This window comes from Microbacterium natoriense (assembly GCF_030816295.1).
Taxonomy (GTDB): Bacteria; Actinomycetota; Actinomycetes; order Actinomycetales; family Microbacteriaceae; genus Microbacterium; species Microbacterium natoriense_A.
On record NZ_JAUSXV010000001.1, the window covers coordinates 3,904,384 to 3,921,317 of the forward strand.

Consider the following 16,934-nt stretch of genomic DNA (forward strand, 5'->3'; position numbering starts at 1 on the left):
CGAACTAGTAACTCTACCTACGATCCAGACAGGAAGACACCATGGCCGACCACTCGTTCACCCGCTCGCTTCGCTCCCTCTACTTCGTCCGCTTCGCCTTCGCGATCATCTGGGTGGGCATCATGTTCGCCACCTCCGCGAAGACGACCGAGCCGAACGCGCTTCTCACGATCCTTCTGATCGTCTATCCGTTGTTCGACGCGGGCGCCGTGCTGTGGCAGCTGCGCTCGAACCCCGATCGCCAGCGCTCGAAGACTCCCGAGTGGATCGGTGTCGCCGTCAGCATCATCGTCACGATCGCGCTGGGCGTCACCTCGTCGATCTCGCTCTCCGCCGCCCTCGCGGTGTGGGGCGCGTGGGCGATCGTCTCCGGCGCCCCTCAGCTGATCACCGCGATCCACAACCGTCGCAACGGCGGCCAGATCGCGCAGATGCTCTCCGGCGGCATCTCCCTGCTCGCCGGAGCCGGGTTCCTGTTCCAGGGCCTGCAGGGCAGCAGCATGATCATCGGCGTCGCCGGCTATGCCGCCGCCGGCGCGATCTTCTTCCTCGTCTCTGCTGTCGTGCTGAGCGTGAGACTGAAGAAGGCGGCGTGATCAAGCCACAGCGTGCGGCACTGCCAGGTTCACGAGACTCACCACGAACTTCCCCGGCTCTTCGAACATGCACAGGTGCGCCGAGTCCTCGAACCAGACGACGTCCTTCGACGGCGCGGTCACTCGCTCGAACCAGCGCGTCACCGGAGCCGTCGGAGTCGTCCAGTCGTGGCGGCCGAGGAACTGCAGCAGGGGAACCTCGAACGCGGTGCGCTCCCGGGCGTCGAAGGACAGCAACGCGGGGAGGACCTGCGGCATGGTCACCTGCTGTCCGACGCCGATCAGACCCAGGTCCTCGTCCGTGTAGTACGGCGAAAGGTCCTGCGATTCCATGAAGTACGCGGAGTCGGATCGATAGGCAGACAGCCCTCCGTAGTGCTGCGCCCATCTCCTGCAGGTCACGATTCGCTCCGTCGTCAGCGGCTGGGCTCCCGGATACTCGCCGAGCGCCTGCAGTTCCGCAACGGCTTCCGCATTCCGATCCGCAGTCGCACTGCGAACAGCGAACTGGAAGCTCTCCGCCTCGTTCTCCACGCCGGAGATCACCTGCCCGACTCCGACGTAGCCCCAGAGCAGGTCGGGTCGCCGCTCGGCGACAAGGAGACCGATGATCGTCCCCCAGCTGTGGCCAAGAACGCCCACCTTTCTCACGCCGAGCTCGTTCTGCACCCAGGCGATCAGTTCGATGAGATCGTCCACGTACCTGTCGATGCTCAGATCGATCTCGCCGCCTGCCCGTGCCGCGGACTTGCCGCTGGCGCGCTGGTCGTAGTTGACGACGGTGAAGTAGTCCTCGACCGCTCGTTGCCAGATCCAGGACGAGGGCAACGAGGGAAGAGCCGGCCCACCGTGGCACACGATGAGCACCGGATTGGTCGCGCGTCGGCCGCGGATCGAGACGAACTGCGACACACTCCCGAGTTCCACGAATTCCGTGCGGTCGATCGCGTCGGGATTGGGGATGCGGCACAGATCCGCGATCACCGCTCGGCCGGTCTCGTCACTCATGGGAGCCAGCTTAGAAGGACAGTGGATCCGGATCTCTGCGGGATCTTCGGCAGACTGCCGAAGTCACGCATGTCCGCCACGCCGCCCTCCGGAAGCCGGATGACTCCGGGCCCATGCCGGACGGCGAGCCCTCCCGACGCCTGTTAGGGTTGCCTTACCAGGTTCCCCATACTTTCCCGTATCCCCTTCAGAAAGACGATCCGTCATGCCCTCACGTGCCCGCCGCCGCTCCAGTGCGCTCCTCGCCGCTTCGGCTTGCGCTCTGCTCCTGCTGTCCGGTTGTGCTGTCGATTCTCCCGCCGAAGAGGATGCCTCGCCCGAGTCCACCGGCACGCACGACGTCGAGCACGCGCGGGGAACGACGGCTGTCCCCGACGACCCTCAGCGGGTGGTGACTCTGGAGCCGCTCGAACTCGACACTGCCGTCGCGGTCGGCATCGTGCCGGTCGGCGCGGCCGTCGCGAGCAATGTGACGGGGGCGCCGGAGTACCTGGGCGCAGACGGAGTCGAAGCCGTAGGCACCGTCCCCGAGCCCGATCTCGAGGCGATCGCCGCTCTCAAGCCCGATCTGATCCTCGGCACCGAGGCGCGGCATTCCGAGCTGTACGACCAACTCGCATCGATCGCTCCGACGGTCTTCATCGCGACGCAGGCCGATCCGTGGCGCGACAACGCGCTGCTCATCGGCGACGCGCTCAACCGCGAGGACGAAGTCGCCGATCTGCTGTCCGCTGTCGACGACCGCTGCGCATCGCTCGCCGACGAATACGAGGTCGGGGGTGAGACGGCCCAGCTGATCCGTCCCCGTGATGAGACGACCCTCAGCCTGTACGGACCCGTGTCGTTCTCGGGCAGCCTGCTCGAGTGCGCCGGCTTCACGATCCCGGAGCAGAACTGGGCCGACGGTCTGCAGGCTGACATCTCGCCCGAGAACATCCTGTCCGCGCAGGCCGACCACGTGTTCATCACGGTGGCCGATGTCGACGACGAGTCGGCGATCCCCGCGGCGATCACCCAGAACGCCGGCGCCTTTCCGTCGGTGACCCTCGTCGACACGAGCTACTGGGTCTCCGGGGTCGGACCCAAGGGCGCGCAGGCCGTGCTCGACGACATCGAGTCCTTCCTCGAAACGAGCCGTTGACCTCTCGCTCCGACACCGCGGCGCCACCGACGCGGCTTCCTCGACGCGGCGCGCGTGCGGCCGGGGGGATGTTCATCCTCCTCGCCGCGCTCGCGCTGACCGTCGTGCTCTCGCTCTCCGTCGGCGCCAATCCTCTCTCTTTGGAGGCCGTGTCGACCACGCTGCGCGGCCAGGGCACCGCCGAGACCGACTACATCCTCTTCGATCTGCGCATACCCCGCACCGTCACCGGCCTCGTGGCCGGCGCCGCCCTCGGCGTGGCAGGCGCGCTCATCCAGGCCTTCACACGCAACCCGCTCGCCGATCCGGGGATTCTCGGCGTGAACGCCGGCGCCGCGCTCGCAGTCGCCCTCGGAGTGAGCGTCCTCGGACTGCGCGACGCGTCGCAGTTCGTGTGGCTCGCGTTCCTCGGGGCGCTGGTCGTCACGATCGCGGTCTATCTGATCGGGTCATCCGGGCGGGGCTCCGCCGACCCTCTGAGGCTCACCCTGGCCGGGGTCGCGCTCGGCGCCGTGCTGTCGGGCATCACCACCGGCCTCTCTCTCAGCGATCCGGACGCCTTCGAATCGATGCGCAGCTGGAACGCGGGGTCGCTGCTCGGACGCGGCTACGACGTGATCCTGCCGGTGCTCCCGTTCGTGGTGACGGGCCTCGTCCTCGCCCTCACCCTCGCGCCCGGCCTGAACGCGGTCGGCCTCGGCGAAGACGTCGCGCGCGCGCAGGGCGCGAACGTCGTCGGCATCCGCATCGGCGTCGTCATCGCCGTCACACTCCTCGCGGGTGCCGCCACCGCTCTCGCCGGCCCGATCTCGTTCATAGGACTGATGGTGCCGCACGTGATCCGCTGGACGTTCGGCGTCGACCAGCGAAGGATCGTCCCGCTCTCTGCAGTGCTGGCTCCCGTCATCCTTTTGCTCGCCGATGTTCTCGGCCGCATCATCATCGCCCCGGCAGAGGTGCCGGTCGGGATCGTGGCGGCGTTCATCGGCGCGCCCGTACTGATCCTCCTGGCTCGTCGTCGCTCCGCGAGCGCACTGTGAGGGGGCCGTCGCCGATGAAATCGACAGCCGATGCGGGTTACCGTCGCGTGCTGCTGCGGTGCGGTCCGCTGCGCATGCCGGTGCGCCTGCGCAGCATCGTCGTCGGACTCACGGCTGTCGTCGCGCTGGGCGTGCTGGGCGTGCTGTCGCTGGGCCTCGGCACGTATCCTCTCTCACCGCTCGAGGTCGTGCGGACCCTCATGGGCGGCGGCGACGCCATGGACCGCACGGTCGTGATCGACTGGCGGCTCGCCCGGTCGATCGCCGCGATCACGATCGGCGCGCTGCTCGGCGTCGCGGGCGCGCTGTTCCAGACCGTGACGCGCAACCCGCTCGCCAGCCCCGACATCCTCGGGCTATCGAACGGCGCATTCACGGGGATGCTGCTCGCGCTGGTGCTCTTCTCGGGGAGCTGGCCGACCCTGACCGCCGGCTCCCTCCTCGGAGGGTTCGCGACGGCTGCGCTCATCTGGATCCTCTCCGCGCGGGGCGGCATCCAGGGCTTCCGGCTCATCGTGGTCGGCATCGGCGTCTCGGCTGTCCTCGCCTCGCTGAACACGTGGATGCTGCTGCAGATCGAGCTGGAGACGGCGATGTTCGCCTCGGCCTGGGGAACCGGCTCCTTGAACGGCGTCACGGCGGGTCCGCTCGTAGGGGCGCTCCTGTGTGCGCTGCCGTTCGTCGTCCTCGCGCTGATGCTCGTGCCGCGACTGCCTCAACTCGGGCTCGGTGACGACATGGCCGCCTCGACCGGCGCAAGGCCCACCGCGATCCGTGCGACCGCGCTGCTCACCGGAGTCGTGCTCATCGCAGCGGCCACGACGGTAGTGGGTCCGGTCGCCTTCGTCTCGCTCGCCGCACCGCAGATCGCCCGCCTCACCGCTCGGACTCCGCACCTCTCGCTCGTGCTCTCCGGGCTGCTCGGGGGCGTGCTGCTGCTCGGAGCAGATCTCGTCGCACAGCATGTGCTGCCTGTCGCCCTGCCCGTCGGCGTCGTGACCGTTTCGGTCGGCGGCGCCTATCTCATCCTCATGATCATCCTGGAGATCCGCCGCCGTGCCTGAGACACCGCCACACACCTCGACCTCTCGGCTGTCCGCCGAGGGGATCACTCTGTCATACGACCGCGCCGAGGTCGTCCGCGACCTGACGGTGACTGTGCCTACCGGCGGATTCACCGTGATCATCGGCCCGAACGCCTGCGGCAAATCCACGCTGCTGCGCGGGCTGTCCAGACTGCTCGCTCCCTCGAACGGACGCGTCGTACTCGACGGACAGACGATCAGCTCGTACCCGGCGAGGAGGTCGCCCGCCGACTCGGCCTGCTGCCGCAGAGCGCGACGGCGCCCGACGGCATCACGGTCGCCGATCTGGTGGCGCGTGGCCGCTATCCGCATCAGAATCTGCTGCGCCAGTGGTCGGATGCCGACGAGCAGGCGGTCCGGCGCGCTCTGGACGCGACCGGCACCACCGACCTCGCTGCCCGGCCCGTCGATGCGCTCTCCGGTGGTCAGCGCCAGCGCGTGTGGGTGGCGATGGTGCTCGCGCAGGACACCGATCTGCTGCTGCTCGATGAGCCGACCACGTTCCTCGACGTCGCGCACCAGGTGGAGCTCATGGAGCTGTTCGCCCGGCTCAACGCCGAGGGGCGCACGCTCGTCGCCGTGCTGCACGACCTCAACCACGCCGCGCGATACGCGAGCCACATCATCGCGATGCGCGACGGGCACATCGTTGCCGAGGGGACGCCTGGGGACGTGATCACCAGCGAACGGGTGCACGAGGTCTTCGGCCTCGCGAACGTCGTGATCCCCGATCCGGTGACCGGTGGACCGCTCGTGGTGCCGCTGCGCGGTTCCGCCCCGGCGAGGTCGCGATCGTGACTGCGGAGCGCCCGTGGGCCTACAGCGCGTTCCCTGTCGAGGTGCGCGCCCGCCGGATGCTCAGCCCGCACTTCGTCCGGCTCACGCTGGCCGGTTCGAGCCTCGTGAATTTCGCCGACTGGGGCACAGACCAGCGGATCAAAGTCGTGCTGCCGCTCCGTGGTGGCGGCATCGCCGACTTCGGGCTGCTCGACGAGCCGACCCCGCATCCGTCCGATTGGTACTCCCGATGGCGCAGTCTTCCCGAAGAGCAGCGGAATGTGCTCCGCACGTACACACCGGCGGCCATCAGGGCGGACGAGGGCGAGATCGACGTCGACTTCTTCCTGCACGACCCGGCCGGTCCCGCATCCACATGGGCCGCCACGGCCGTTCCCGGCGATCGCCTCGTGGTGACCGGACCGGACGCACGCATGGGGTGGACCGGATACGGCCTGCACTGGCAGCCGGGCGACGCACGGAGGTTCCTGCTCATCGCTGACGAGACGGCTTTCCCGGCCCTGCTCGGCATCCTCCGTTCGCTGGCACCCGATGTGCGCGCCGACGTCATCATCGAATGCGGGGATGCCGCAGATGACCTCGTCTCAGCAGCGGCACTGTCCACCGCCCGCATACAGCGAGTGCGACGCGACAGCGGCGACTCCGCGGCGATCGAGCGAGCGGTGCGAGCATGGGGCGCCGAACACGGCGAGGGCGCCCGCTCCGACGCCGCCTTCTATGCATGGATCGCCGGGGAATCCGGCACGACGACGACGATCCGCCGGTACCTCACCGCCGATCTCGGAATCGAGAAGGAACATGTGTCGTTTCTCGGCTATTGGAAGCGGGGCGGCCCCCTGGTGGGGTGAGCAGCATCCGTCATCGCGATCTCCGCGCTCTGAGAAGATGAACGACATGATCACTGTTCACCTGCGCTACGAGATCGACCCCGACAAGCTCGACGTCTTCACCGAGTACGGCCGCGCGTGGATCCGGCTTGTGGCGAAGCACGGAGGAACCCACCACGGGTATTTCATGCCGAGCGAAGGCGACAGCGACGAAGCATTCGCGCTGTTCACGTTCCCCTCCTTGGCAGCGTACGAGATCTACCGCACAGCGTCGAAGACCGACCCCGAATGCGTGGAGGCCTTCGAACTGGCGCGCAGAACGCAGTGCATCCGCCGCTACGAGCGCCGCTTCCTCAGCCCGGTCTTCTCAGCAGACGCGGACTGAGGCTCACCGACATCATCGCGATCGAGCTGGCCGCGCGAGCATGGGCTGCGCGAGCATAGGGCGCTGATTCTACGCATGGACCGTCGGGGGCTGGAACTTCGGCGGCCGGCGAAGGAAGATGTCCCCATGACCGACACGACCTCCTCCCCCGCCAGCGAGATCCCGAACGATCCAGGCAACCCGCCCGTGCCGCCCGGTGCGCTGTTGCTGGAGCTCGTGCCGGTGCCGGTCACCGACATCGAACGGGCCAAGGCCTTCTACCAGGACCAGCTCGGGTTCCGTCTCGACGTCGACGTCAATCCGAAGCCCGGTGTCCGAATCGTGCAGCTCACTCCGCCCGGTTCCGCGTGCTCGATCACGCTCGCCGAAGGCCTGCCGACGCTCGACATGCCGGCCGGAACACTGCGAGGCCTGCACCTGGTGGTCGCCGACATCGAGGCCTCCCGCGCTCGACTCGTCGAACGCGGTGTCGACATCAGCGAGGTCGAGGACCTTGGCGGAGTGTTCTACGCGTTCTTCGCGGATCCCGACGGCAACACCTGGTGCCTGCAGCACATGCCCTGGCGCTAGTCGTCCTGCAGGCGGACGCACGCCGAACACGAAGAAACCCCCGATCTCTCGGGGGTTTCCATGGCGGTGACGGTGGGATTTGAACCCACATGACCTTTGGAACCGAGCGACGGCTTTACTATAAGGGGACGCGCCAGTAGCCCCGTCAGTGGCCACCTCCCGCATCAGAGTTCTCGGTGTGGTGGGCGCTGTAGAGCTTGGCGAAACTCTGGCCAGTTTGCAAGGAACTGTCGTACGGCATTGTCGTGCACATACTCCTGATGGCGCGTCTGAAGCTCGGCCTCAGAACACAGACCCTCAGCAGCTTCACGGTGGAGCATCCCCTCGTGGATCACGCGGATGATCATCAATCCTGCTTCGGCGTCAGTCACGTCCAGGCCGTCGCGATTGTCGCCGAAGCCCTCGTTGATGAGCCTGTCCAGCCACAGCGCGAAGGAGATGCGGATGAACTCTTCGTCAATAGATGCAGTCATGGGAGGTCCCCCTACGCCGCGAAGTTGAACTGACGCGGATCATCGATACCTGAGAGCAGTCGCGATCCGGCGGGCGGTGTTCCTACCCCAGGCGCGCTTGAACTTCTCGGGGCGACCTTCCCAGCGGTACTGGTACCAGCCCTTCGTGACGATCTTCCTCACGACGATGAGAGCATTGACCATCTGCACCCACGCTGCGAAGATCGTGGCCTTGCGTTCCCTGCGTCGCACCATTACGGTGGCTTGATTGAACCAGGAATGAGCGGACTCGACGCGCCACCGCTGTCCTGCCTGGAGCGGCATGCCCTTCTTGCTAACCTCGTACCTATATCCGCGTTCCTCGACGGTCTTCAGTGTCTTCGGGTAGTCGTATCCGGCGTCGAGGTGGACTGTGATGTCGCCGGGCTCAGGGAGAAGGTCCGCGAACGGCTCCAGGCCGTCGAGACTGTCCGCGAGCAACGTGCTATCGTTGACGTTCGCGGCCGTCACTACCGTGTGCAGCGGAATCTCCCCTGCCACCATCAGATGACGCTTCACGCCTCCCTTTCCACGATCCACCGGCGACCTGCCGGCCAGCTCGCCACCGTTCGGAGCCTTGGTGATGCAACCGTCAATCGACAGGTTCGAGAAGTCCAGACCGAACATCTTGTCGTAGGCGCGGAGCGTGATCATCTTCAGCTCCCCGAACACGCCCAGCTCAACCCACTCGTCACGTCGACGCCGCAGCGTAGTCGCGGAAGCCTCCTTCACAGCGGCCTTCTCGTATGACAGCCCGTTGAAGACGACCTCGATCAAGCGCTCAAAGATCAACCTGTCATCGGTGCGCGGATTATGGCCGCCGTAGCGATGAGTATCGACATACTCAGGCAGTAGAGCACTGAACGCAATCCAGAGCGGTTCGAGGAAGTCGGGATGGATCGTAGGCAATGTGGCACTCCTAAGAGTTGCCAACTGGAGCTGAACCACTCCGCTCTTGCGAGTCCAGTGATTTCGCTAACAGACATCGACCGTTGGAACTGGAGGCGAACTGTCGTGGTTCGCGATCGATGTCGCAGCTGCACAGCCATCTTGACTGCCGCTATCTACCGTTGCTCCTCTGCTCTTAGGGAGGAGTCGAGATCGCCTTGCTCCGAGCGATCACCGGAGTGTCTATCTGCTAACTACTTCTATCTAACACCGTCCAGAAGAGGCTCAAGACGTCTGCTTTCTATGAATTAGCTGAGAGTAGAATCGATCTATAGAAGCCCAAGGAGACAACATGGCCGATCGCCCGTTGCGCGTGATCGAGGCAGCAGCCCTCGCCGGAGTACCGCGCGCCACCTTCTACCTCTGGATTCGCAAGGGCAAGGTTCGAACTGAACCAGCACCGGGCGGGCAGATGCGTGTGCGCGAATCCGAAGCACTACGAATCCGCGCGTGGCTTCGTGGCGAAGACCGTGAGTAATGCCGGATCGAACACCGGCGCTATGCTCCCGGAATGGCAGGCATCTCGAAGGACCGGGCGATATACCACGCGATCCACTCCTCGAGGCTTGCCGGACTGCCACCTGAGCCCGACGAACTCGCGATCCTCCAGGACTTCGCTGAAGACCGGATCGACCGTGCCGAGTTTCGCGCCGCCATGCGCGCCGCCGGAGCACGAAAGGCCGGCATTGGGCGACCTCGCCAAGGGTCTGCTCGGTGAGGTCTATTGAGACCGCCAAGGACATGGCCTGCTCAGCTACGGCTGGTCATCGGTAGCGGCGCTCAGGGTTGCATCGAGTTGAATCTTTCCTAGTTCGAACTCGTGTCGCGTGTAGGTGTTGTGCACACGAATGACGAAGCGAACCACGGTGAACGCGCCGGGCCAGAAGGAGAGGAAGAGGGCCAGTGTCGCGAGCATGGTCACGGCAGTGAAGGGCAAGTAGTACGGCGTATCGTTCAGCGCTGCGTACGCAAGCGGCGGGATGGAGGCGAGGGCGGACAGGGCAATCGCAACACTGATCCATGTCCAGAGAATCCACCATCGGAACCAGCCTCGTCGTATCTCGATCCCCGCTCGGCGAAGCGCTCTGTATTTTCCGATCCATCCGGCAACGCTGAAGATTGCGTTCAGCAGGCCGAAGAAGGCGATCACATGCCCGGTGGCGTAGAGCACGGGCAACACGACCTCTCTCGGGGCATCGAAGATGAAGAGGATCAGGAGTACGCCCATCGAGGTGAAGAAGATTGCCGCGCCTACAGCGGTGATGCGGTCACTCACCTTGATGCGTTTTGCCCTTGCCCACTGAAAAGAGCGATAGATCATGAACATGATCACGGCAATGAAGAGAATCTTCCCAACCCAGTCGCCCGCAGGAGTATCCATCAATAGCTCTGTGAGGAACTTGCTCGCATCACGTTGCCACTGCTCCCACGCTCCGGTCCTGACCAGGGTGATCATGCCGGCCGTGAACCCAAAGAGAAGCGCGGCGCTCATGATGCCTTTTCTCGTCCAGGTATGAACAGGGCCGATTACGGCGACGGCGACCTGCCAGAACTGCCGGCCCACGGCGAGAACAAGAGCGACAACGGTGCCCACGGTCACGACGACGCCGACGAAGTTCACCCACGCGATGCCGCCTTCCTTCGACTCGCTGAGGTCGCGGCTGAATCCCCAGACGAGCAGTCCTCCTGCGATTCCCAGGATGGTAGCTGCAGCCATGTAGCGTTCGATCACCCTCGCGACCTGCCTGAAGCATCGCGGGAGGAACCATTTCAGACCGTGCCAAAGAACTACTGACAAGGCGGCCCAGCGGCGAAGTACCCACACCCGGCTTGCTACGTTGAGGTTGGAGATGTTCTCGACCGACCTGAACACGCTGGTCAGTGCCGTCATGAGCAACTCATGGCTCCGTGTGTCGAGCTGTGCCTGGAGAGCGTCGTGGTCGTTGGATCCGATGAGCACGGCGATGGTGCGTACGATGCGCCCTCGTTCTTCAAGGTCCGGCTCTTCCGCCACCTGCTTGTGACCGATGTACCGCTGCATGTGAAGCTCCTCGGACATCGAGTGCTTCCGGTCTGTCAGCCCACGTCTGGTCCAGTCGTGGTAGGCGAGCGCCAGGAACTCCAAGTCCCAACTGGGTGCTTTCAAGGCCAGTGAGCCGAACAGCCCAACGGCGACCATAAAGAACAGAACCACAACGGTGCAGAACCAGCCGATCCAGAGCAGAACATCCATGCAAGGAAGATAGTGGCCGCATCCGACATCCGCCCCGGAAAGAACCTGCAACTGCATCGAGGGGCGTGTGCGTGAGAGTTGCACAGACCTACCAAATCCCCAATGAATTAGGCAGAGTGCGTTAGTGATTCGGTCGAGCATCGAAGGATGCCCTGGTCGAAGCCCGCTGCCCGCGTGTTGGGCGACCGTATTCGACAACTACTACACCCACGGCGGGGAGCGCCCGACATTCCTGCCACGACGTGACTATCCGTTCGGCAGCAGGGCCGGGCGGTAGCGCGACTAAGGCTGGTCTTCCTTGCCGGCGCTTCTCCTGGGAGAAGAAAGCTTGTTCTTCGAGAACGGGTCTGGCGTGCGAGTTGTCACTGTCGTTTCGGTCCAAGCGAAGGCGCTGTTGATCAGCAATGCCGTCGCGATTAGTGTCATGAGCATCAGCGGAATGGTGAATCCGAGGACGAACCGCGTCCAAATCTGATCGGCCCAAAGCACAGAGACTGCGCATAGGAGCGAGGCCGCTACAAGAACCGTAAAGCCCCCGAAGAGCACGAATCGGATGACAGAACCATACTTTCCCAGCACACGCGATGTATACCTACCGCTCAAGGCAAGAACCGCGGTTCCGCTCAGGGAGAGTCCGCTGACGATGCCACCGATAGTCGCAACGTTTGTCAGACCTGCAGCGAGACGATCGCTCTTCACATCGAGGATTCCCCATGTGAGCAGTGCACCCAAGCCAACGACGATAGCTCCCGCGGTCGTGAGGACGATCACGAGCTGACGACGTGCTTCGCGATCGACCATGTGCTACCTCAATCCTTGTTGTACCGAAGTTTGAGTAGTTCGGCCCTGTCGATGCCGAACGCCTCGACGATAGCGCCGACCGCCGACGTTGACCGGAACGCCCTGGTCGTGCCAAGTGCGAGTGGGACTCGAACCTTCCTAGTCAAGCGATGATGTAGCAGGTCGACCTCTGAGGCCGGAGCGTCTTCGGAGGCTGGAAGAGAAACCTGGGCCTTGCTCACCTCGCCATCGAGGGAGCCAAATGTATCGTTGAACCAGTCCAAAAGCACCTGCTCATCCTCGTGAGGCGCGCTCTTGCCGCGCACAAGGCTCGCTTTCACCTCGATGCGAATAGCAGTGGGGCGCTTCCGGTTAGGGCCGACGAAGATCGCCTTCGCTCCTGATGCTTCGTTGACTGCCTCACCCATCTCTCCCGCATAAACGAACGACCTAAGACCGTGTGCCTTCCGGATCAGATTGGCACGGGCCATGTCAATCACGGGTCGTGCGGCCCAGGCGAACCCCGGATCGTCATCGTAGAGTTCGCGGGTGGCGCGCGTAAGCCAGTCAGCGTACTTGCCTGCCTTCGAAGATGAGGTGGACTCCGCGAGCACGCCGATCATGTTCCCGAAGGGAAGGTGCCAAACGAACAGATTGTCGACCGGAGACCAATTGTCCCCGTCCAGTCCCATCGGCTTCTGCGCTCCTGAACCCACGTCCTCCTGGTTCGGCACGTAGTCCTTCCCGGCGGCGATCACTACGCCATGTGTCAGTTCTTCGTTCTCGGGCGCCTGCGCGTCTGGCACGTCGGCTACTCCGATGAAGTCGGACCACTCATGTGGCACGTTTACGGGCACTATGGTCCCGGCGTGCTCGCGTCCGTCGATGCCGAAGGTTCGCCTCTCGCCGTAGAGGTGTCGCAACACAGTGTCCCAATCCACCTCGGCGACAAGGGAGTCGTCGCGCGCGTCTACCAATCGCCAGAACTGGACGGTACGAGGAACGTCGCTTCGTTTTGCCATGTGAACGCCTTTCGCGTTGGTGCATCGAACCCAAGTTGACGTTACCGGGCGTCGAAGGCTCTCTGCTCACAAGACACGTCGACAAGGTTGCCGTTGCTTCAGAGTCGAGGCTGTCGCTTGCAGCGAATGTCCGATGTCAATGCGAGACTCCGAGCATGCAACTACATGAGATTTGGGCGAAGATCAGCGAGTCCTGGGACGAGTGGTGGAACTACATTCCCGAAGGGCCGCTATACAACTACAACCTGGGCACCTCGAACGGTGGGGCGTCCGTGTTCGGGTGGCACGATGCGCGAGCGATCCTGAACGAGGACGTCGACATCGCCATCGAGTGGGGAATGTCAGAAGACCCGTTCGAGAACCGAAGAGACTACAAGCCGGAGTGGGCTCCTTTCCCCGACCCGACTGCTCACCTCTGCTACGCCGACATCTTCTACCGCGGCGCTCTGGTCGATCGTGTGCTTATGGCGAGCGTCGACGGCGGGCGGGCCTACCTCCCGGCACCCGAACACAAAGATGGCAAGCTCATCGTGATGGATCGGCCGTATCAACTCGTGCGACTCATCAACGACATCACCGGAACCCGCGATTTCGAGTCGTACTTCGAGCGCAGCGGCATCTACAAGTGGCCCGCGTAGACGACGCGAGCGGGAGTCTGTAGGGACCTACTGGCGCGTCCCCTAAGCCGGAATCATGCGGGTTCTGGATCACTAGGATCACCCTGGATCAGCCTCAGCCATGAGCCCTGTTGCCACGCAATTACTTGGGTGTCACCGCGGAAACCGAGTTCCACGCGGACGGCAAGACGTACAGGTGCTGGATATGGGGCAACGCCGTCACGATCCACGACACTTCCGGATGACGACAAAACCTCTCAACATATCGACCTGTTTCGATGCTGTCTGTAGGTAGAAGAGGGGACAGCGCGGAGGAGCGTTGCGTCAATAGGGTGTGCCTGTGAACTCACTGATAGGGACCAAGCGTCCAGGACCATCATTCGCCCGTCGTCTTACGGCTACCGCCGCGGCAGCCGCAGTCGTCCTTGCGGGAGTACTCATACCTGCCACTGCAGCATCCGCGACTGCGATCGAGCCGGGAACGCAAGCCCTCGCACAACAACTTGTGAACAGCGGCCGCCTGTCGGGAACCAGCGAGACGATGGCGCAGATCCAGGCTTATGCGAACGGAGCAATGCGCGTCAACCCGTCAACTGGCCGCGAGTGCCTCATCGACGCCGCGATCCTTAAAGCGCTGAAGACCGTCGTCGTAGACAAGAACTTCTCCATCAGCATCTCGTCACTGAACCGCTACTGCACCAACGAGCAAGTCGGTACAGGAACGGCTAGTTACCACTACCGCGACGGCGGCGGTCACGCTGTCGACATCAACAGGGTCAACGGCGTTACCGCGACCGGTAGCACCCCTCAAGATCTTGCTCTGATCACCGCGATGTTCTCTGCGCTTCCCGCACCGGCCGGCCTCGGGCAGATCGGTTGCGGCGGCCGGAACGTCACCGTGCCCTCCGGATGGGTGCAGTTCAAGGACGGGTGCAACCACAACCACTTCGAATACCGCGGCGGACCCATCTCCGTCCCCATCGAGGACCTCGACCGTTCGTTCAGCATCGCGACCGACGGTACGCTGCAAGCAAAGACTGGCATGTACCAGCCCATCGTGAATCTCCGCACCGACATCGTGGCGCTCGACGTCGACGGCACCACCACCGCAGCCGTCGACACCGCAGGCAACGTCTGGGTGCAACAGGGAGCCTTCGACAGCGGCTGGGTAGGGCTGGCAGGAGGAGCGAAGGACGTCGAAGTCGACGGCGAACGCTTCGTGGTCCTCAAGACCGACGGCACCGTGATCGCCAAGGACGGCCTCTACTCCACGGCATGGACCACCCAGCTCAGCGGCGTAGACAAGATCGACGCCGACGGCGGTCGCCTGGGCGTCCTCAAAGGCGGACACCTCTTCGTGAAAGAGGGCAACCTCTGGGCGAGCTGGGTCGACCAGGGCGGCGGTATGACTGATTTCGACCTCGACGGCAACAGGGTTGGCGTCATTTCTGGGGGGACTGCCTTTGTGAAGGAAGGCGACCTATACGCCTCATGGGTCACCATGCGCAACGGCAGCCGCGTCGAACTCGAAGGTACGCGTGTCGCCGTGCTCACACCGGAGGGAATCGTCACAGTGAAGGAGGGCAACCTCTGGGCCAGCTGGGCTGACCTGACGGGTCCCGGCGTATCCGATTTCGACCTCGCCGGGAGTCGCGTCGCCGTCGTCAGTGGCGGCTCCGTCCTGATCAAGTCGGGGCCGCTGAACGCCGGATGGATCGGCGCGTACTCCAATTCGAAGGGCGTCAAACTCTCGTAAGGGCAAGAACTGAGAAGTGCCCCCGCCCCATTCGCGGGCGGGGGCTTCGACTCCGCGGGCCCCAATCGGCAAATCACCAGGCAACGCCCGAAACCTCTCAACCTATCGATGTGAGCCAGCCCTGTCTGTAGGTAGAAGAGGGGACAGACAGCGAAGGCTGGCGGTTCTCTGACAAGATGACCGCCATGGGCGACGGCGCCCATGACGATCGGAGAGAAAGTTGAAGAACAAGATTAAGGCATCGGGCGCGTCGGCGCTCGCTCTCGCGTTGGTGCTTCTCGGGGGAATGGCACCTACGGCGGCATCGGCGGAATCGTCGGCACCGGGCGATTCAGCCACGGCCGAAGACTCATCAGCTCGCTGTACAGCAGGGTGGAGGTATCAGGCGGTCACGCGGGTGAGCAACTCGCTGATCAAGGTCGGTCCCACGTACTCGAACTACAACGGGACCGGTAGTAGCGCCTCGATGACGTTGACGAACTCGGTTTCCGGAACGGTATCGGTCACATACTCGGGCAGCTCGAACGTCTCCGGAAGCGTCAAGCTCGTTACGCTCGGCGCGACGTTCGGCATCAGCGCGCAAGCGAGCATCACCGCCACTGTGGGCAACTCGATCACAATCACTGTTCCGGCAGGCAAGACCGGAAACGGCGACTACGGCGTATGGAGGGCCTACGTGACAGGAAAAGAGGTTTACTACCTGAACAACTGCACATCAGGTGGAAGCTCGGCATCGAACGTGTGGGCCCCGTACCGCGTCGGTTGGAACACGTGGATCAGTTGAAGCCCGCCGCCGTCATCAGCGCCCTCGTTGTGGTGCTGATGACGGCGACAGGGTGCACCGCCGAGAGCGGAGTCGGTCCATCGCCGATTCCGTCCAGCGGGTCCGCCTCGACGGAGACAACACCTACCGAATTGTTAGCGTCGTATCCCGACCAAGAGGCGTTGATCGAGAAGATCGATTCTGGGCGCGGGACGGCAGAGGTTGGTCCGTTCGATCGAGCAAATGATCGCGTGGGCGTGTACGTTCGGTGTTTTGGTGAGGGAAGTGTCCATGTTGAGGTCGTGGGAGCTGCTGAGTTTGACCAAGACTGCTTGACCGATCCTGACGATCCGGGCACGCGCAACCTGATCGATGTGAGGTACGTCGAACAGGTCACCGTGAAGGCCAGCTCTGACTCTACGAATATGTGGTCGCTCGCGGTCACCGCCATCACAGATGGGTAGGGATGAGACCATGAAGTAGTGCCGTCCGCGCGGAATAGAACAACGACCCCCACCCCGTCGAAGGGTGGGGGTCTTGTTCCGCTCGGATAGATGACAACTGCTCCGCCGGGATCGCGGCTCTCGACACGTACGCCGATCTCTTCGACGATGACCTCGACGGCCTTGCAGCCTCGCCCGATCAGGCACGACGCGCAGCAAGTGCCGTCGTGGCGTTGCCCCGGGACAAAGAGAAATCCCGCCCTCCCCAGTGGTTCCTAGGGAGAACGGGCTTCTGTAGTGGCGGTGACGGTGGGATTTGAACCCACGGTAGGGGGTTACCCTACACAACTTTTCGAGAGTTGCACCTTCGGCCGCTCGGACACGTCACCGCGGACAAGCTTAGAGGAGATACGGCCCGGATGCGAATCGGG

The 16,934-nt window shown here is 63.8% G+C and carries 19 protein-coding genes, 1 tRNA gene and 1 pseudogene; 14 read left to right on the top strand and 7 right to left on the bottom strand.

Annotation, left to right across the window (positions count from 1 at the left end; translation table 11 throughout):
• Positions 1-41: 41 nt before the first annotated feature.
• The gene (locus tag QFZ53_RS18575) at positions 42-596 is read left to right on the top strand and encodes a DUF308 domain-containing protein (RefSeq protein WP_307298879.1); all 555 of its coding nucleotides are present in this window, start codon (positions 42-44) and stop codon (positions 594-596) included.
• Here the strand turns inward: QFZ53_RS18575 and QFZ53_RS18580 are convergent, their stop codons facing one another.
• A complete protein-coding gene (locus tag QFZ53_RS18580) occupies positions 597-1,604 on the bottom strand; it encodes an alpha/beta fold hydrolase (protein WP_307298882.1) in 1,008 nt (335 codons plus the stop codon).
• A 205-nt stretch (positions 1,605-1,809) separates the two neighbouring features.
• Between QFZ53_RS18580 and QFZ53_RS18585 the strand changes: the two genes are divergently transcribed.
• The 7 genes and pseudogenes from QFZ53_RS18585 (at position 1,810) to QFZ53_RS18615 (ending at position 7,450) form a co-directional block, all read left to right on the top strand.
• Positions 1,810-2,745: an ABC transporter substrate-binding protein gene (locus QFZ53_RS18585; protein WP_307298885.1), complete on the top strand. Its 936-nt coding sequence runs from the start codon at positions 1,810-1,812 to the stop codon at positions 2,743-2,745.
• A complete protein-coding gene (locus tag QFZ53_RS18590) occupies positions 2,742-3,785 on the top strand; it encodes an iron chelate uptake ABC transporter family permease subunit (protein WP_307298889.1) in 1,044 nt (347 codons plus the stop codon). Before QFZ53_RS18585 ends, QFZ53_RS18590 begins: the two co-directional genes overlap by 4 nt.
• Positions 3,786-3,799: 14 nt before the next feature.
• A complete protein-coding gene (locus QFZ53_RS18595; protein ID WP_307298892.1) occupies positions 3,800-4,849 on the top strand; it encodes a FecCD family ABC transporter permease in 1,050 nt (349 codons plus the stop codon).
• Positions 4,850-4,892: 43 nt separating this feature from the next.
• Positions 4,893-5,668: pseudogene (locus QFZ53_RS18600) on the top strand (ABC transporter ATP-binding protein).
• A complete protein-coding gene (locus tag QFZ53_RS18605; RefSeq protein ID WP_307298895.1) occupies positions 5,665-6,516 on the top strand; it encodes a siderophore-interacting protein in 852 nt (283 codons plus the stop codon). The pseudogene QFZ53_RS18600 and the gene QFZ53_RS18605 overlap by 4 nt, the downstream one beginning before the upstream one ends.
• Positions 6,517-6,562: 46 nt before the next feature.
• Positions 6,563-6,880, top strand: a complete 318-nt coding sequence (locus QFZ53_RS18610) for an NIPSNAP family protein (protein WP_307298897.1) — start codon at positions 6,563-6,565, stop codon at positions 6,878-6,880.
• Positions 6,881-7,006: 126 nt separating this feature from the next.
• Positions 7,007-7,450, top strand: coding sequence for a VOC family protein (locus QFZ53_RS18615; protein WP_307298901.1), 444 nt, complete (start codon positions 7,007-7,009; stop codon positions 7,448-7,450).
• Between the two features lie 164 nt (positions 7,451-7,614).
• On the opposite strand, the gene QFZ53_RS18620 is transcribed toward QFZ53_RS18615, so the two are convergent.
• Together QFZ53_RS18620 and QFZ53_RS18625 are read right to left on the bottom strand one after the other, a co-directional pair.
• The gene (locus QFZ53_RS18620; RefSeq protein WP_307298904.1) at positions 7,615-7,923 is read right to left on the bottom strand and encodes a hypothetical protein; all 309 of its coding nucleotides are present in this window, start codon (positions 7,921-7,923) and stop codon (positions 7,615-7,617) included.
• A gap of 39 nt (positions 7,924-7,962) precedes the next feature.
• Positions 7,963-8,850, bottom strand: a complete 888-nt coding sequence (locus QFZ53_RS18625; protein ID WP_307298907.1) for an IS5 family transposase — start codon at positions 8,848-8,850, stop codon at positions 7,963-7,965.
• A 331-nt stretch (positions 8,851-9,181) separates the two neighbouring features.
• Between QFZ53_RS18625 and QFZ53_RS18630 the strand changes: the two genes are divergently transcribed.
• Both QFZ53_RS18630 and QFZ53_RS19890 read left to right on the top strand, forming a co-directional pair.
• The gene (locus QFZ53_RS18630; protein WP_307298910.1) at positions 9,182-9,367 is read left to right on the top strand and encodes a helix-turn-helix domain-containing protein; all 186 of its coding nucleotides are present in this window, start codon (positions 9,182-9,184) and stop codon (positions 9,365-9,367) included.
• Between the two features lie 33 nt (positions 9,368-9,400).
• The gene (locus QFZ53_RS19890; RefSeq protein WP_373426304.1) at positions 9,401-9,607 is read left to right on the top strand and encodes an antitoxin VbhA family protein; all 207 of its coding nucleotides are present in this window, start codon (positions 9,401-9,403) and stop codon (positions 9,605-9,607) included.
• A gap of 36 nt (positions 9,608-9,643) precedes the next feature.
• Here QFZ53_RS19890 and QFZ53_RS18635 read toward each other — a convergent pair whose 3' ends face one another.
• The 3 genes from QFZ53_RS18635 to QFZ53_RS18645 form a co-directional block, all read right to left on the bottom strand.
• Positions 9,644-11,122 (bottom strand): hypothetical protein, encoded by a 1,479-nt coding sequence (locus QFZ53_RS18635; protein WP_307298913.1) that lies wholly within the window; start codon positions 11,120-11,122, stop codon positions 9,644-9,646.
• Between the two features lie 282 nt (positions 11,123-11,404).
• The gene (locus QFZ53_RS18640) at positions 11,405-11,923 is read right to left on the bottom strand and encodes a hypothetical protein (protein WP_307298914.1); all 519 of its coding nucleotides are present in this window, start codon (positions 11,921-11,923) and stop codon (positions 11,405-11,407) included.
• 8 nt (positions 11,924-11,931) lie between these two features.
• The gene (locus tag QFZ53_RS18645) at positions 11,932-12,924 is read right to left on the bottom strand and encodes a hypothetical protein (RefSeq protein ID WP_307298916.1); all 993 of its coding nucleotides are present in this window, start codon (positions 12,922-12,924) and stop codon (positions 11,932-11,934) included.
• Positions 12,925-13,079: 155 nt separating this feature from the next.
• On the opposite strand from QFZ53_RS18645, the gene QFZ53_RS18650 reads away from it, so the two are divergent.
• The 4 genes from QFZ53_RS18650 to QFZ53_RS18665 all read left to right on the top strand — a co-directional run bounded on the left by QFZ53_RS18650 (position 13,080) and on the right by QFZ53_RS18665 (position 16,524).
• Positions 13,080-13,562 carry a hypothetical protein gene (locus QFZ53_RS18650; RefSeq protein ID WP_307298918.1) on the top strand — a complete coding sequence of 161 codons (483 nt, stop codon included), beginning with the start codon at positions 13,080-13,082 and terminating at the stop codon, positions 13,560-13,562.
• A 520-nt stretch (positions 13,563-14,082) separates the two neighbouring features.
• Positions 14,083-15,297, top strand: coding sequence for a hypothetical protein (locus QFZ53_RS18655; RefSeq protein ID WP_307298919.1), 1,215 nt, complete (start codon positions 14,083-14,085; stop codon positions 15,295-15,297).
• A 397-nt stretch (positions 15,298-15,694) separates the two neighbouring features.
• Positions 15,695-16,081 (top strand): hypothetical protein, encoded by a 387-nt coding sequence (locus QFZ53_RS18660; protein ID WP_307298920.1) that lies wholly within the window; start codon positions 15,695-15,697, stop codon positions 16,079-16,081.
• The gene (locus QFZ53_RS18665) at positions 16,069-16,524 is read left to right on the top strand and encodes a hypothetical protein (protein WP_307298921.1); all 456 of its coding nucleotides are present in this window, start codon (positions 16,069-16,071) and stop codon (positions 16,522-16,524) included. Before QFZ53_RS18660 ends, QFZ53_RS18665 begins: the two co-directional genes overlap by 13 nt.
• Before the next feature lie 277 nt (positions 16,525-16,801).
• Here the strand turns inward: QFZ53_RS18665 and QFZ53_RS18670 are convergent.
• Positions 16,802-16,892: transfer RNA gene (locus tag QFZ53_RS18670), tRNA-Ser, on the bottom strand.
• Positions 16,893-16,934: the final 42 nt, after the last annotated feature.

Excerpts from the sequence above, each read along its gene's own strand:
- QFZ53_RS18635 (WP_307298913.1), bottom strand. The coding sequence starts at position 11,122 with ATGGATGTTCTGCTCTGGATCGGCTGGTTCTGCACCGTTGTGGTTCTG.
- QFZ53_RS18630 (WP_307298910.1), top strand. The coding sequence starts at position 9,182 with ATGGCCGATCGCCCGTTGCGCGTGATCGAGGCAGCAGCCCTCGCCGGA.
- QFZ53_RS18615 (WP_307298901.1), top strand. The coding sequence starts at position 7,007 with ATGACCGACACGACCTCCTCCCCCGCCAGCGAGATCCCGAACGATCCA.
- QFZ53_RS18575 (WP_307298879.1), top strand. The coding sequence starts at position 42 with ATGGCCGACCACTCGTTCACCCGCTCGCTTCGCTCCCTCTACTTCGTC.
- QFZ53_RS18650 (WP_307298918.1), top strand. The coding sequence starts at position 13,080 with ATGCAACTACATGAGATTTGGGCGAAGATCAGCGAGTCCTGGGACGAG.
- QFZ53_RS18610 (WP_307298897.1), top strand. The coding sequence starts at position 6,563 with ATGATCACTGTTCACCTGCGCTACGAGATCGACCCCGACAAGCTCGAC.
- QFZ53_RS18595 (WP_307298892.1), top strand. The coding sequence starts at position 3,800 with ATGAAATCGACAGCCGATGCGGGTTACCGTCGCGTGCTGCTGCGGTGC.
- QFZ53_RS18580 (WP_307298882.1), bottom strand. The coding sequence starts at position 1,604 with ATGAGTGACGAGACCGGCCGAGCGGTGATCGCGGATCTGTGCCGCATC.
- QFZ53_RS18585 (WP_307298885.1), top strand. The coding sequence starts at position 1,810 with ATGCCCTCACGTGCCCGCCGCCGCTCCAGTGCGCTCCTCGCCGCTTCG.
- QFZ53_RS18620 (WP_307298904.1), bottom strand. The coding sequence starts at position 7,923 with ATGACTGCATCTATTGACGAAGAGTTCATCCGCATCTCCTTCGCGCTG.
- QFZ53_RS18655 (WP_307298919.1), top strand. The coding sequence starts at position 14,083 with ATGGCGCAGATCCAGGCTTATGCGAACGGAGCAATGCGCGTCAACCCG.
- QFZ53_RS18640 (WP_307298914.1), bottom strand. The coding sequence starts at position 11,923 with ATGGTCGATCGCGAAGCACGTCGTCAGCTCGTGATCGTCCTCACGACC.
- QFZ53_RS18645 (WP_307298916.1), bottom strand. The coding sequence starts at position 12,924 with ATGGCAAAACGAAGCGACGTTCCTCGTACCGTCCAGTTCTGGCGATTG.
- QFZ53_RS19890 (WP_373426304.1), top strand. The coding sequence starts at position 9,401 with ATGGCAGGCATCTCGAAGGACCGGGCGATATACCACGCGATCCACTCC.